This is a genomic window from Acinetobacter sp. COS3, from assembly GCF_000475335.1.
Classification (GTDB): Bacteria; Pseudomonadota; Gammaproteobacteria; order Pseudomonadales; family Moraxellaceae; genus Acinetobacter; species Acinetobacter venetianus.
The window spans coordinates 1-15,248 of record NZ_AXCD01000036.1 but is presented as its reverse complement, the minus strand read 5'-3'; the positions used below and the strand labels follow the sequence as shown (position 1 = coordinate 15,248).

Here is a 15,248-nt window from a genome sequence, read left to right as displayed (position 1 = left end):
TGTACCCACGTTTACGTGTGGCTTATTACGTTCAAACTTGGCTTTAGCCATGATGATCTTCCTTTATAAACTGCTCATGAGGGTCGCCCATGAGCACTTGGTTTTTTAACTAAATTTTAGTTGGGTAATATAGTAATCGAAAGATTACTCGTCGTCACCTTTTTTACCGCCAGCTTGGAACTTAGCGATGATGCCTTCAGCCACGTTACGTGGAGTTTCAGCGTATTTAGCGAATTCCATAGAATAAGTCGCACGACCTTGAGACATAGAACGCATTTGAGTCGCGTAACCAAACATCTCAGCAAGTGGTACTTCAGCTTTAATTGCTTTCGTTCCACCAGGAAGATCGTCCATACCTTGAACCATACCACGACGACGGTTTAAGTCACCCATGATATCGCCCATGTAGTCTTCTGGAGTTTCCACTTCAACTTTCATGATTGGTTCTAGAAGGATAGGATCAGCTTTCATGAAACCGTCACGGAAAGCGTATGAACCAGCCATTTTGAACGACAATTCATCAGAGTCGACATCATGGTAAGAACCATCGAATAATGTCGCTTTGATACCCACAACAGGGTAACCAGCCAATACACCATTCTTCATACGTTCTTGAATACCTTTGTCAACTGCGCCAAAGAATTCTTTAGGTACTACACCACCAACAACTTCTTCAACGAATTGGTATTCTTTACCAGCTTCTTCAACATCAAGCGGTTCAAGACGTACATATACGTGACCAAACTTACCTTTACCACCAGTTTGACGTACGAACTTACCTTCTTGCTCAACAGATTTTTTGATCGTCTCACGGTAAGCAACCATTGGTTTACCAATGTTCGCTTCAACACCGAATTCACGCTTCATACGGTCAACGATGATGTCAAGGTGAAGTTCACCCATACCCGCAATAATCGTTTGACCAGATTCTTCATCTGTACGAACGCGGAACGATGGATCTTCTTTCGCCAAACGACCTAAAGCAATTGACATTTTTTCTTGGTCAGCTTTAGTTTTTGGTTCAACAGCCAATGAAATTACTGGCTCTGGGAATTCCATACGTTCAAGTGTAATGATGTTTTTCTCATCACATAATGTATCACCAGTAGTAACGTCTTTAAGACCTACACACGCTGCGATATCACCTGCACGGATTTCATCAAGATCTTGACGTTCGTTCGCATGCATTTGCACGATACGACCGATACGCTCACGCTTAGATTTAACTGGGTTATAAACTGGATCACCTTGTTTAAGAACACCAGAGTAAACACGTACGAATGTTAAGTTACCTACGAATTTGTCGTTCATAATTTTGAACGCAAGCGCAGAGAACGGAGCTTCGTCAGATGCTTCACGAGACGCTTTAGTTTCGTCTTTGTCGTCAAGGATACCTTCGATTGCTTTAACTTCTGTAGGTGATGGTAAGAATTCAATTACAGCATCCAACATACGTTGAACACCTTTGTTTTTGAACGCAGAACCACAAAGCATTACTTGAATTTCAGATGCTAATGTACGAGCACGTAAACCAGCAATGATCTCTTCTTTAGAAAGATCACCTTCTTCAAGGTACTTGTCCATCAACTCTTCTGAAGCTTCAGCAGCAGCTTCAACCATCTTAGTACGCCATTCGTTAGCCGTATCAACGAGGTCAGCTGGAATATCGCCGTATTCAAACTTCATACCTTGAGATGCTTCATCCCAGATAATCGCTTTCATCTCGATAAGGTCAACAACACCTGCAAACGTATCTTCTGCACCAATTGGCACAACGATAGGAACAGGGTTACCACCTAAACGAGTTTTAACTTGTTCAACAGCACGGAAGAAGTTTGCACCTGTACGGTCCATCTTGTTCACGAATGCTAAACGAGGCACTTTATATTTGTTAGCTTGACGCCATACAGTTTCAGACTGAGGCTGTACACCACCAACTGCACAGTAAACCATGCACGCACCGTCAAGAACACGCATTGAACGTTCAACTTCGATTGTGAAGTCAACGTGTCCCGGTGTATCAATTACGTTGATACGATGTTGTTGGAATTGGTTAGCCATACCAGACCAGAAACAAGTTGTCGCAGCAGAGGTAATTGTAATACCACGCTCTTGTTCTTGTTCCATCCAGTCCATTGTTGCTGCACCGTCGTGTACTTCACCAATTTTGTGAGATACACCTGTGTAGAACAAGATACGTTCAGTTGTAGTTGTTTTACCTGCGTCAATGTGCGCAGAAATACCGATGTTACGGTAACGAGTAATAGGGGTTTGGCGAGCCATGATGTCTACATTCCTAAATGTTATATTTAAAACAGGACGCACCAATTAAATTGATGCGCACGAATATCCAAGCAGGCAACTTAAATACCCGCAAAGCTCCCACTTTGATAAAGAGCGATGTTGAATCGAGCTGCTGTACGCATGAATATTCTCCTGATTAGGGACTGTTTTATCCGCTTAGAAACGGTAGTGAGAGAAGGCTTTGTTGGCTTCAGCCATACGATGCACGTCTTCACGTTTTTTGATCGCTGCACCTTTACCTTCAGCTGCATCAAGCAACTCACCAGCAAGACGTAAAGCCATCGTTTTTTCAGAACGCTTAGCAGCAGCATCTACTAACCAACGCATAGCTAAAGCAGTACGACGGGATGGGCGTACTTCCATAGGTACTTGATAAGTAGCACCACCAACACGGCGTGCTTTTACTTCAACCATAGGACGAACTTTTTCAAGAGTAGTCTCGAAAAATTCAACTGGGTCTACTTTGTTTTTTTCTTGAACACGTTCTAAAGCACCGTAAACGATACCTTCAGCAACAGATTTTTTACCATCTTGCATTACGTGGTTCATGAATTTAGCGATTGTTTGGCTGCTAAATTTTGGATCTGGAAGGATCTCACGAGCAGCGACTACGCGACGTCTTGGCATTTTAATACACCTAATAATATGACACTTCAGGATGATCCAGCAGTTGTACTAAGTGTCATGTACATGACGCTGGCCTTACTATACGTCGCTTGAATTACAAATCTATGAAGAATTCAAACAAGCGAAACGCTAAAGGGTTGCTTGGGCTAGTTTCCTAGAATTACTTCTTAGGACGTTTAGCACCGTATTTAGAACGTGACTGGTTACGATCTTTCACGCCAGCACAGTCTAAAGAACCACGAACGGTATGGTAACGTACACCTGGTAAGTCTTTAACACGACCACCACGGATAAGAACAACACTGTGCTCTTGTAAGTTATGACCTTCACCACCGATGTAGCTAGATACTTCAAAACCTGAAGTTAAGCGAACACGGCAAACTTTACGCATTGCTGAGTTAGGTTTTTTAGGTGTAGTCGTATATACACGTGTACATACACCACGACGTTGTGGACAAGCCTTCAACGCAGGAACTTTTGATTTTTCAATCAAAGTTGTACGACCCTTACGGATCAACTGATTTGTTGTTGCCATTTGGCAATTCTCCCGTTATTAAACAACCTCAAAAAGAAAAACACCTCTTTTCAAGGGCACATAATTGTAAGCCAAGAAGTAAAAATGGTCAACATTGCGATGCATAGCAAATGCTGACCATTCCTAGAGTTTTGTTAATTTTCAGTATGTATTACACATCCTGAAATAAATTAGCTGTGTTTGTTCGACGCTGGCTCAATATCTATCGTCTTTTGTTCAGTGACAAGTTCTGCTTTTTCAGTAAAAACTTGTTGCTCTTCTGCATCGCTTAAAGCAGGCTGCTGTTTCGTATGTTCATGTTCAACCACATGCTTTTCAGCGAGTTGTTCAATCCCTAACTCTACCTCATCAAGCTTAGATTCATTAGTCTCAGCCTGTTTTTTCGCCTGAACCTCTACCAGAGTGATCACTTCATTCTGAGCGTTACTTTGCGATGCATTGTTTACATTCTCCGCATTTAAAAGTCTTGGACTTGCTTTTTTCAATAAAGCTTCAGCCTTTAAATAAGCCTCTAATGGAGAAATATTTTCATCTGGATGCTCATTTAAATAGAAACGTGCAGCACCAAAAATAGACTGCGATTTATGTCCAACATCTTCTAGAAGCTTCCAACTATAAAAACCACCTAAGGCAGCTCCTGCAACTGGTGTTAACCGGCCTATAACAGAAACTTGTGGAATATGATTGAGCCACCCCCACTTAAACTGCCCTTCTTCATCGACCAGCCATTTCTTAATAAGTTCAATATCATTATTTGAACCCAATAATTGCTGGAATTGCTGCAAGTCATGCGTTTCTAGCATTGATTTTAATGCTTTCAGTGCGAGTAATAATGTTTGCTTTTCAGCAACAAGACCCAAATCAATTTCTTTAAAAACAAAAGCAACAATCTCTTGGTCTGCATCTTCAGATAAGTCAAAGCCATGAGAACGCCCAGTTTGATAGATGGTTCTCAACGCCAAAACAATAGATGCTGGAATATCAACAGCAGCACCCCATACACCTGTCGCACCTGTTATTAAACCTTGAGCAGCAGCTAATAATTTATTCTGTTCAATCAATGCTTGACTTAAACGTTGTGAGCGACCTGTATCACGCGTCAACTCAGCAATGTCTTTTACTCCAGCCTCCTCAAGAATTTTCTCAGTTAAAGAGCTATTTGAACTAAACTCATTTAACCATTGGAATAAATAGTCAGAAACTTTTTCACCAAGATCAGGTGAAACAAAGGTCGCTACATTATTTACACGACCATAATGACGACCTAGTAATTGATGGGACAATTTAGGTAACTGTTGACGAAGCATATGTTGTGGACTTTCATAACTCTCCACCTCAAATGGGCTTTTAAAACGAGCTTTTCCCTCAACAATCTGTGATGCATTCGCAAGTTCAGCACCAGATGTGGTTGGAGCTACTTGAAGTTTTTGTAATTCGGAACTGAGCTTTTTAGCCACTCCAAAGGCTTGTGCAAATAAACCTGAAGTTTGCTTGTTTTTAGATTTTGCCATCAAGAACCTCTGCTCTGTAATCTGTGCATTTCTAGGTAAATACTAGGTTGAATGCAGATTTATCTCAACTTTTATCTGTATTCTTTCATTACGTTTCGTCACAACATCACTTATGTTTACCAATATTTACACAACTGGAAATAGGCATAAAATTTGCCATAAGAAATAAAAAACCTTTCTGCTATCATGGTGTCATTCACTCAAAAGCCATTTTAATCGTTATATTCTCCTGAGTTGTATTCATAGCGATAACTACAAAGGCTTCGTATTACCATAAAAGGGAACTGTAAATGAAACGTGTTGTAATCACTGGTATGGGCATTAACTCATGTATCGGTAACTCTTTAGAAGAGGTTACTCATTCTCTAAAAAATGGAATCTCTGGAACACGTTTTAACCCAACTTATGCAGAACTTAACTTCAAAAGCCATGTAAGTGCTGCAGCAGTACAAGACTTTGACGGTATTGATCGTAAACTTAAGCGCTTTATGGGCGTATGCGCGATGTATGCATATAATGCAGCTATCGCAGCAGTGGAAAACGCAGGTCTTAAACAAGAAGATTTAGCCCATAATCCACGTTATGGTATTGCTGGCGGTTCTGGTGGTAACTCAACTGCATCAGTGACTGAAATGGTAAAGCTTCTTGAGGAAAAAGGCGCACGTAAAGTCGGTCCTTTCTTCGTTCCACGTAATATGAGTAATACGATTACTGCAAACGTTGGCGTCGCTTTAAAACTTCAAGGGATCGCGCACTCTATTACCAGTGCATGCGCAACTTCAGCAGATGCTATTGGATACGCTTTTAACCTCATTCAACTTGGTAAGCAAGATTTAATGCTTGCAGGTGGTGGTGAAGAAGACCATTGGTCTCAAAGCTTACTATTTGATGCGATGGGTGCTTTATGTTCTAAATATAATGACTCTCCTGAAACCGCATCTCGCCCATACTCAGCAGACCGTGATGGATTTGTCATCGCAGGCGGCGGTGGTTTTGTGGTTTTAGAATCACTAGAACATGCTCAAGCACGTGGTGCAAATATCTTAGCTGAAGTCGTTGCTTATGCTGCGAATAGTGATGGTGCCGATATGGTTGCACCATCAGGTGAAGGTGCTACACGTTGTATCCTTATGGCATTAGATGAAGCCAAACAACATGGTGTAGAAAAAGTTGATTATGTGAATACACATGGTACATCTACCCCTGCTGGCGATGTAACTGAGCTAAAAGCAATGGAGCGCGCATTTGGTGAAGGTAAAGTTCCAGCACTAAGCTCAACAAAATCAATGACTGGTCATAGCTTGGGTGCAGCAGGCGTTCAAGAAGCGATTTATTCTGTATTAATGATGCAAAATGACTTTATCGCTCCAAACATCAATGTGACTGAACTTGATGAAGGTGCTCAAGGTTTCGATATTGTACTTGAAAAACGTGATGCAAAACTGAATACTGTGATGAGTAACAGTTTTGGCTTTGGCGGTGTTAACGCTTGCCTTATTTTCAAGAAGTGGGATGCATAATCCCACCTAGGATTATCGATGGATGCACCTTCTGATGCTTTCTTGTGGGTAAAAGCATTACATATTATTGCCGTGGTTTGTTGGTTCGCTGCGTTGTTCTACTTACCACGTCTTTTTGTTTACCACGCCATGAGTGAAGATGCTCTAAGCCATCAACGCTTTGAAGTGATGGAACGCAAGTTATATCGAGGGATTATGTGGCCATCCATGATTGCCACATTAATTACTGCTCACTTTCTAGTTGATTGGGGTGATGCAACTCGACATTACCACGATGCATTATGGTTTTATCTCAAAGTAGGCTTGGTTGGCTTACTAGTGATCTACCATTTAGTATGTGGTTATTACCGTAAAAAGCTGATTGGTAATGCTCACTACAAATCACATAAGTTTTGGCGCTTCTTTAATGAAATGCCAACACTGATCCTATTTGCAGTGGTCATTCTTGTGGTCGTAAAACCTCAGTTTTAAATGAGCGAATCTTCTCGGATGCTGTACTTTGCTTATATGCTTGTACAGCATTTTTCGTATTCATACTAAATATTACAAATAATTAATACACTCTTAGCTCAAACTAGGCCATTTTCTTGTTTTTAAATATCCAAAAACCATTAAATTGCCTAAATACCAAAAAACAACTATCTAACAAATATTCTATTTTAGAATAGATATTTAAGTTTTTTCATATATCAAATTCTGATGATCAAACCATCTCAGCACTATTTAAACAGATTAAATGCTCGATTCATTTCCAGCTTAATCATTTATCTGAAAATAGATCAATTTCAATATCGTCAATTGACTACAGGTGAAATCGAAATGGCAAGCTCAGTCTTTGGTCATTTAATTAACTACAAAGAAGTAAAAATTTTTAACATCCCGTACCTACCTTGGCAACCAGAAAACATTTTTATTGCCCCAAATGGAAATCTATTTGTTCATCCCAAGTATTTCCGTTCTGACTACTCAAGTTGCTCAACCAACTTACAAGGAATTTTTATTCATGAAATGGCACATATCTTACAGTTTCAGCAACAGACAAATGTCATTCTAAAGGGTGCAATCTTACAATTAGGCTATTATTTGAGTTTTAAAAAATACAATCCCTACCATTATCATTTTATTCAAGGAAAAGCCTTCTCAGACTACAATATTGAACAACAAGGAGACGTTGCCCGAGACATTTTTTTAAATAAGATTCCAAACATTATTCTTGGGAAATAAAAAAGCTCTATAAATTTAATTTACAGAGCTTTTAAGTAAAAGAACTACAACATGTATTACATAGCAGTACTTTTTTGAGTTTCAGAGTTGAGTTCATGACTATCATCCATTTCAGTCGTAAAATCTACACGCATTGCATCCATAACGATTGTGCTCATACGTCCCGCACCAATTGCTAATCCTAAAGCAATTACAAAATACACAAGCATCAAAGTCATATCATCAACCTCTCTTCAAAATGCTTATTGAGTGAATAAAACTTAGTTCTCATTCTCACGAAGCATTACTGTACCTACACGACCAACAGTAATGGCTAAGCCAGATGCAACAGCTAATATTAATAAAATAGACATATATTTCACCTCACTTGTAACTGGATAGTAGATGTGATCTGCTAGCTTAAGCTTGCTGATCGCCATCATTTAAAATAATCGTGCCTACACGACCAACAACTACAGCTAAACCAAATGCGATAACTGGAAATAATACAACTGACATAGTGAATACCTCTTTGTTTTTCTGAGCATGTATCGCTACATACTTAATTTAAATCACAGTGTACATATGTTCACATTGATTAGGATAATAGCAGTGCACAAATGTACACTCAAGTGTAGCAAATAGATTCCCGACGAACGGTCAAAAAAGGTACAACTCAATAAAATTATATATTTGAATCATTTATATTTTAGAGAAACTCTAAATTTTCGCATTTTTTTCAAATCAAGATAGAAATCATACGAAAGAATGATTTCTATGATGTCATTTAGCTGTCATTTCTATATGCGAAATTGACATGAAAAAAATCTTTTTATAGCTATATTAAATTTATTCACAATCATGCACCATAACAACGCAAACATTGAGAAATGTTGCTGTTTTATACAGAAAAACTTGTTATTTTTACGCAGAAAAATGTGCATTTAGTATATATTAGTAAACTTGTCATTTTTCTTTAAGATATAGAATGTTTGACACCATGATATACAAGCGTTTTTAAAACTATACCTATATAAATCAAAACCTTGTATTTCAGCACTAGTTAAAACTCAGGATTAGGTTTGAATGAAAAATTTTAAAGTTGCCCTTGCTCAGTTCTCTCCGCATATTGGCAATATTGACGCAAATACTCAAAAGATGGTTGAACAAGCAAATCTAGCGAAACAACAAAAGGCTGATTTGGTCATCTTCCCTGAACTTTCTACCATCGGTTACCCAGCAGAAGATTTATTACTCCGCCCTAATTTACAAAAACGCACTCAAAAAGCGTTCGCCCAATTAAGCGAAGTAAAAGATATTTTAATGGTGTTTGGTTTTGTGCACCAAACTGAAGATGGTCATCGTTACAACTCTGCTGCCGTCATGAAAGATGGTCAAGTTTTGGGCATTTATAATAAACACAACTTGCCAAACTATAGCGTTTTTGATGAAAAACGTTATTTCCAAGATGGTCATCAGCATTTAATTTTTGAGTACCTTGGACATAAATTTGGCGTACTCATTTGCGAAGATGTTTGGTCACTCAATACAGTTAAACAATTAAGTCAGCTGAATGTAGAAACCGTATTAGTTTTAAATGCATCACCATATGAAGTTGGCAAGCCACAACATCGAGTTCAAACATTAAATGAGCTTGCTAAACAATTAAGTCTTAATGTTATTTACGTTAACCAAGTTGGCGGACAAGATGACTTAATTTTTGATGGATCGAGCTTTGTCTGCAATAACAATGGTCAAGCTGCTTTACAAGCACCAAGCTTTAAAGAAGACCTTTATATTGCAGAGTACGATGCAGAACAAAAACAATTTAAAACGTCTGAAACAGCGCCAGCTTTAGAAACTTTCGCTGAAATTTATCAAGCGCTAGTTCTAGCGACTCGTGATTATGTTCAACGTTCAGGATTTCCTGGTGTCATCTTGGGTTTATCTGGCGGTATTGACTCAGCATTAACGCTTGCAATTGCAGTCGATGCGATTGGCGCGGATAAAGTTCAGGCTGTGATGATGCCGTACACTTACACATCACAAATGAGTGTCGAAGATGCAACTGAACAGGCACGCCGCATGGGTGTGACGTTTGGCATCGCCGAAATTCATCCGATTGTAAATAGCTTCATGCAAACGCTTTATCCATTCTTTGGAAATAGCCCAGCTGATGCAACAGAAGAAAACTTACAAGCCCGTACACGCGGCACATTACTGATGGGATTATCAAATAAATTCGGTAATCTTGTGCTCTCTACAGGAAACAAATCTGAAATTTCAGTTGGTTACTGTACTTTATATGGCGATATGGTTGGTGGTTTCTCTGTATTAAAAGATGTCTACAAAACTATCGTGTTTGAATTAGCGAAATATCGCAACACTTTAGACGAAACTCCAGTTATTCCTGAGCGTGTGATTACTCGCCCACCTTCAGCGGAATTACGTCCAGATCAAAAAGACCAAGACTCTTTACCTGCATATGACGTATTAGATGCAATCTTGTATGCATATATTGAAGAAGACCTGAGTCAAGCAGACATTATTGCTAAAGGCTACGAAGCAGAAGTCGTAGAGAAAGTAATTCGTTTGGTTGATCGCAATGAATACAAGCGTCGTCAGGGCGCAATTGGACCACGCATTAGTTCGCGTGCGTTCAGTCGTGAACGACGCTACCCTATCGTCAATGGATGGACAGCGAATGACTGAAAAAATTGTTTCTGAAAAGTCACAATTACTTGCTCAAGCACTTATGCTTGAGCAAGTTGCATTTTATAAAAAACAACTTACAACTGAACTTTCCGCTGAATTTTTTCAGCAGTTTATTCAACTTTTTTTGCAACACGCACCCAATATTCAACTCAACGAAGTTGTCGAACTAGAACAAATTCAAGCGGTCGTAAAACGCTATGCATTTGAAATGCAGTTGGGTGCAGGGCTATTAGAATTTATTGGTGAAATCGCTCAACGATTGCATGTTTTTTCTTTACAGTCATCAGCAGAGTTACAAGACTTATTTTCAGACCAACAGTTTGAAATGTGGTTATCGAAGTTTCTAGAGCTAGAAAATATTCGCCACTATTTGAATCATTTCCTGAGAGAAAGTCCGTCTATTCAGCAGCTCTGCCAATATATTGCAACAACAACATTACAGAATAAATTACCAAAATTATTCTCGCAATCTGATGAAGACAGAGTTTCTTCTAGTAAATATGAATGGCAACAGAAACTAAAAACATTCTCTCATCGCCAACAACAACGTATCGAACAAAAAATTGAAGATAGTATTGCTCGCTTCATTCAAGAGCAGCTCGTAGATCTCAGCTTACTTTCGAATGATGATTTAGAGACACTTGCTCGAAATGTTTGGGATGATAATAAATCGAAACCACTCTCTGAATACACCAAGCAAGTAACCCCGCTTGATGTTGAAGAATTTTTCGTGATGATCTACGAATACTGGAAAGAACTACGCGAATCTTCTTATATTCAGGACTTAATTTTATACGGCGTTAAAGTCTTTTATGATTTCTACAAAGATGAAAGCTTAGCAGATGTTTTTGCTGCAATTGGACTAGAAGAAAGTGATCTTCAAAATGAGGCTGTTCGGTTCTACCCTAAAGTGGTAGTCGCTTTAGATGAACATGAAGTATTAGAGCCTATCATCACGTTAATTTTAAAGCCGTTCTATGAAAACAGCCAAACGTTAGCGATGATAGAAAAACATTTATAAGATCTGTTCTTAAGCCAAAGTAACCTTTGGCTTTTTTTTATAAGAATTATAGATAAAAAGAAACCACGCAGGAGCGTGGTTTTTAAAATGGTGGCTATGACGAGACTTGAACTTGTGACCCCCGCATTATGAGTGCGGTGCTCTAACCAACTGAGCTACATAGCCGTAAACTGTGTGCGCATTATCTAGTGTTCCACCCTACAGGTCAAGCCTATGGCATTGAAAATATAGGACATATGAACAGTTTTTATTCTTTTAAATTGCATTTGATCATTTTTCAACTAATTTACAGCTAAATTAAAAATTTAATGAAAATGTCAGAATGATTTGTTAAAAATTCAATCAGAAAAATAAAAAAAGTTGTTTTTAAAAAACAGCAGATAAAAAGAGACCACGCAGGAGCGTGGTCTATAAAATGGTGGCTATGACGAGACTTGAACTTGTGACCCCCGCATTATGAGTGCGGTGCTCTAACCAACTGAGCTACATAGCCGAAAACTGTGGGCGCATTATCTTAACTTTCGCTACACACGTCAAGCACAATTTTCAAAAAATCTTAGAAGTGAGCCTATAAGCCGGGTTCTGTCGAGGACGATCATTCCTCTAGGCGTACAATCACTCATACGCTCAAGCGACCTACCCGAATCCAGCACGGGCCGTGCCTCAGGATTCCTATTTGGTCTTGCTTCTGGTGGGGTTTACCTTGCCGTGAACTGTTACCAGACACGCGGTGCGCTCTTACCGCACCCTTTCACCCTTACCTCACGAATGAGGCGGTCTACTCTCTGCTGCACTTGCCGTCGGCTTTCGCCGCCCAGGCGTTACCTGGCACCTTGCCCTATGAAGCCCGGACTTTCCTCCCCTGCTTCAGTCACGGAGACCTCCACAGCAGCGACCGTCCAGCCCACTTCGAGGCGCATCTTATCAAAAATTAAAATTAATTGCTCGCATTTTTTTGTGCCGTGAGCTTTTTATACTTTGCCATCAATTCATCTTGTGATTCCACATGCTGCGGATCAAGAGGAATACAGTCTACTGGGCAAAACAACTGACACTGAGGCTGATCATGATGTCCTACACACTCTGTACAAAGCGCAGGATTTATTTCATAGATCACCTCACCCATATAAATAGCTTCATTAGGGCACACAGGCTCACAGACATCACAGTTAATGCATTCATCTGTAATATATAATGACACTTTACCAGCCTTGTTGATGCTTACGTTCAAATGCTTCAACCACAATGGCTGGAACAAATTTAGTCACATCACCTTTCAATCGTGCAATTTCTCTTACCAACGTTGATGAAATAAAAGAAAATTGCTCCGATGGAGTTAAAAATACAGATTCAAACTGTGGATCAAGTTGACGGTTCATGTTTGCCAACTGAAACTCATATTCAAAATCAGAAATTGCTCTTAAACCGCGTAATACTGCTGTTGCACGTTGTTCACGAAAGAAATTGACCAACAAACCATCAAAGCCCACAAATTCCACATTAGATAAATGACTCAATGATGCTTTTGCTAACTCTACACGCTCTTCTAAGCTAAACACTGGATTTTTATGGTGTCCAATCGCAATTGCTACAACAACCTCATCAAACATTTTTGATGCTCTAGCAACCAAATCAACATGACCATTGGTAATTGGATCAAATGTCCCCGGATAAATCACACGTGTTTTAGACATGCGTTGTACTCTGCGTCTATGAGATAAGGTACATATTTTAACAAAAGTTTAGCATAAACGCTAAATTCCTAAATGATGGAAAAAGATTGCGTTTTACGGCACAATAAGCGCAATTGTGGAAGTTTAAATTATGGCGAAAGCAACAGTAGTAAAAAATAATAATGGTTAATGTTTTTTATAATTCCTTACAGTTCTTTTTAATTACATAACCAATTGAAATAAAACAATTACTAGATTTATTAGTTCTTTTTAGTGTCTTTCAATCCACTGTCAAAACGGGTAATAATACGGGTAACATTTTATTCAAAGTATTCGGAATGGCTACTACAAAACTTTCTGATGTTAAAATTAAGAATCTGAAACCAAAAGATAAATTATATAGACTCCTAGACTCTGATCGGCTCTATATAGAAATTAGACCAACTGGTGCTAAGGTATGGCGATTCAAATTTGTTTTTCAAGGGAAAGAATCATCTATGAGCTTGGGTGAATACCCTTCAATTACTTTAGCTGAAGCTCGTTCTTTAAAAGATCAAATGAGAGCAAAGCTAGCAAAAGGCATACATCCTGTTGAAGATCGCAAAAATATTAGAGCCCAAGTATTAGCCGAAACAACCAATACATTTGATTCAATTGCTGCTGAATTTAAACTGAAACGAATGTGTTCAAAGTCCGAAACATATCAAGGGAAGTTTGATATTGCTTTAGAAAAAGATATTTCACCTGTTATTGGAAAGAAGAACGTAAACGCAGTAACCTCATCAGATGTGCTTAAAATACTAGATAACACGGTAGATCGTGTTGTAAAAGAATCAAATGGAAGATTTACTGGTGCTTCAGCGGCCCTTGAGAACAGAAGATTCATTGGGGGGGGTTATTCGATATGCTATAGCAACGCTTCGTGCTGAGAATGATCCCACTTATGCAGTACGTGATGTAATAAAACGCCCTCGTGTCAATCATGCAAGAGCATTAACGAAAGAAGAGCGATACAAAGCTAGAACAAGTCTACCTAAATACAATGGAACACAAACTGTGAAGAATGCAGGCTTTATCCTCTTATACACAATGCTACGCGCTGTAGAAATCAGAAAGATGCAATGGTCATGGGTAGACTTTGAATCAAGATTAATTACATTTCCAATTGAAGTGATGAAGAAAGCTAGAATCCACGTACTACCAATTTCAGATCAAGCATATAAGATTTTGCAACAGCAGTATGAAATATCAGGTGATGGCATTCTAGTGTTCCCTGCAATTTTTAGCAAAAAGAGTAGTGGGATGCTTTCACCATCAACTTTAAATAGTATGCTGGAATATATCGGTCTTAAAGATGTAACTACTCATGATTTTAGAGCCACAGCATCAACCTTACTATATGAAAAGGGTTATGAGGAAGCATGGATCGAGAAACAATTAGCACATGCTGAATCCAATAAAACTAAAGCTTCTTATGATCATTCCAAGCATCTAAAACAAAGACGTAAAATGATGCAAGACTGGGCTGATATTGTTGACAGTTGGAAGATAAAGATACTATAAATTATAAGCGCCCTACAATTTCAGTTTGTGGGGTAATGGCGAAATGAAAATTTTAATTGCGAACTTGTAGTAAATTTATCAACACTATTTTAACGATTGTTGATAAATTTTAGGTTATCCGCACTACGCATTAAATTCCATATATTTACCTAATCCATCAACCAGCATTGCTATAGTAAAAGTAACATCACTATATACTTGTATTTCAAACATCATTTCTTCGAATACAGTTCTTACAATCTGCTTAGCTTCTTCCCTTTTTTCAGGAATACTACAAGAATGAAGTATTAACTCGCCTATAAAAGTATTTTCTAATACATCCAGCTTAATCCATTTCTCTATTCGCCTTTCTCTAATATTATTCTCTAATTTTTTTATTGATTCACATTTTTTATCACTATAGTAGCCACTTTGGGATATCGTATAAGTGAACATAAAATTATAGACCTTCATAATTTCATCCATATATTATTTTTTCTAACAATTAAAAATAAAATCAATACCTTGAAACCATAAAAGTCCTATTATTAAATAGCATCAACACAATTTCTTGACATGATGTGTGCTGAGAAAACA

At 38.5% G+C, this 15,248-nt stretch carries 13 protein-coding genes, 2 tRNA genes, 1 other RNA gene and 1 pseudogene; 6 read left to right on the top strand and 11 right to left on the bottom strand.

From position 1 onward, the window contains the following. Positions 1 to 144: 144 nt before the first annotated feature. The 4 genes from fusA to IO68_RS29485 form a co-directional block, all read right to left on the bottom strand. Positions 145 to 2,283 carry an elongation factor G gene (fusA, locus tag IO68_RS29500; protein WP_004881096.1) on the bottom strand — a complete coding sequence of 713 codons (2,139 nt, stop codon included), beginning with the start codon at positions 2,281 to 2,283 and terminating at the stop codon, positions 145 to 147. A gap of 177 nt (positions 2,284 to 2,460) precedes the next feature. Beyond that, entirely contained in the window at positions 2,461 to 2,931 is a 471-nt protein-coding gene (gene rpsG, locus IO68_RS29495; protein ID WP_004638185.1) for a 30S ribosomal protein S7, read from the bottom strand. 160 nt (positions 2,932 to 3,091) lie between these two features. Beyond that, positions 3,092 to 3,466, bottom strand: coding sequence for a 30S ribosomal protein S12 (gene rpsL / locus IO68_RS29490; RefSeq protein WP_004638184.1), 375 nt, complete (start codon positions 3,464 to 3,466; stop codon positions 3,092 to 3,094). Between the two features lie 170 nt (positions 3,467 to 3,636). After that, on the bottom strand, positions 3,637 to 4,977 hold the full coding sequence (locus tag IO68_RS29485; RefSeq protein WP_023013899.1) for an EcsC family protein: 1,341 nt from the start codon (positions 4,975 to 4,977) through the stop codon (positions 3,637 to 3,639). Between the two features lie 290 nt (positions 4,978 to 5,267). Between IO68_RS29485 and IO68_RS29480 the strand changes: the two genes are divergently transcribed. From IO68_RS29480 to IO68_RS29470, 3 genes are all read left to right on the top strand, one after another. Next, positions 5,268 to 6,497: a beta-ketoacyl synthase N-terminal-like domain-containing protein gene (locus IO68_RS29480; protein ID WP_004881100.1), complete on the top strand. Its 1,230-nt coding sequence runs from the start codon at positions 5,268 to 5,270 to the stop codon at positions 6,495 to 6,497. An 18-nt stretch (positions 6,498 to 6,515) separates the two neighbouring features. After that, positions 6,516 to 6,968, top strand: a complete 453-nt coding sequence (locus IO68_RS29475; protein ID WP_004881102.1) for a CopD family protein — start codon at positions 6,516 to 6,518, stop codon at positions 6,966 to 6,968. A 228-nt stretch (positions 6,969 to 7,196) separates the two neighbouring features. Further along, positions 7,197 to 7,721 carry a hypothetical protein gene (locus tag IO68_RS29470; protein ID WP_023013898.1) on the top strand — a complete coding sequence of 175 codons (525 nt, stop codon included), beginning with the start codon at positions 7,197 to 7,199 and terminating at the stop codon, positions 7,719 to 7,721. A gap of 56 nt (positions 7,722 to 7,777) precedes the next feature. On the opposite strand, the gene IO68_RS34025 is transcribed toward IO68_RS29470, so the two are convergent. After that, complete coding sequence (locus IO68_RS34025; protein WP_004881106.1) at positions 7,778 to 7,939, bottom strand: hypothetical protein; 162 nt, start codon at positions 7,937 to 7,939, stop codon at positions 7,778 to 7,780. 847 nt (positions 7,940 to 8,786) lie between these two features. Between IO68_RS34025 and IO68_RS29465 the strand changes: the two genes are divergently transcribed. Then, positions 8,787 to 10,412 carry an NAD+ synthase gene (locus tag IO68_RS29465; protein ID WP_019385029.1) on the top strand — a complete coding sequence of 542 codons (1,626 nt, stop codon included), beginning with the start codon at positions 8,787 to 8,789 and terminating at the stop codon, positions 10,410 to 10,412. Then, entirely contained in the window at positions 10,405 to 11,436 is a 1,032-nt protein-coding gene (locus tag IO68_RS29460; protein ID WP_023013897.1) for a hypothetical protein, read from the top strand. Before IO68_RS29465 ends, IO68_RS29460 begins: the two co-directional genes overlap by 8 nt. 88 nt (positions 11,437 to 11,524) lie before the next feature. Here the strand turns inward: IO68_RS29460 and IO68_RS29455 are convergent. The 5 genes from IO68_RS29455 to coaD all read right to left on the bottom strand — a co-directional run bounded on the left by IO68_RS29455 (position 11,525) and on the right by coaD (position 13,130). Then, positions 11,525 to 11,601, bottom strand: a tRNA-Met gene (locus IO68_RS29455). A gap of 251 nt (positions 11,602 to 11,852) precedes the next feature. After that, positions 11,853 to 11,929, bottom strand: a tRNA-Met gene (locus IO68_RS29450). Positions 11,930 to 11,991: 62 nt separating this feature from the next. Continuing rightward, positions 11,992 to 12,347: RNase P RNA component class A (gene rnpB / locus IO68_RS33475), an RNA gene on the bottom strand. Positions 12,348 to 12,373: 26 nt separating this feature from the next. Next, positions 12,374 to 12,637 carry a YfhL family 4Fe-4S dicluster ferredoxin gene (locus tag IO68_RS0117060; RefSeq protein WP_031234889.1) on the bottom strand — a complete coding sequence of 88 codons (264 nt, stop codon included), beginning with the start codon at positions 12,635 to 12,637 and terminating at the stop codon, positions 12,374 to 12,376. Between the two features lies 1 nt (position 12,638). Continuing rightward, positions 12,639 to 13,130 carry a pantetheine-phosphate adenylyltransferase gene (gene coaD, locus IO68_RS29445; RefSeq protein ID WP_004881118.1) on the bottom strand — a complete coding sequence of 164 codons (492 nt, stop codon included), beginning with the start codon at positions 13,128 to 13,130 and terminating at the stop codon, positions 12,639 to 12,641. Between the two features lie 317 nt (positions 13,131 to 13,447). On the opposite strand from coaD, the pseudogene IO68_RS29440 reads away from it, so the two are divergent. Then, a pseudogene (locus IO68_RS29440) lies at positions 13,448 to 14,672 on the top strand (tyrosine-type recombinase/integrase). Between the two features lie 123 nt (positions 14,673 to 14,795). On the opposite strand, the gene IO68_RS29435 reads toward IO68_RS29440, so the two are convergent. Then, the gene (locus tag IO68_RS29435; RefSeq protein ID WP_227502897.1) at positions 14,796 to 15,137 is read right to left on the bottom strand and encodes a hypothetical protein; all 342 of its coding nucleotides are present in this window, start codon (positions 15,135 to 15,137) and stop codon (positions 14,796 to 14,798) included. Positions 15,138 to 15,248: the final 111 nt, after the last annotated feature.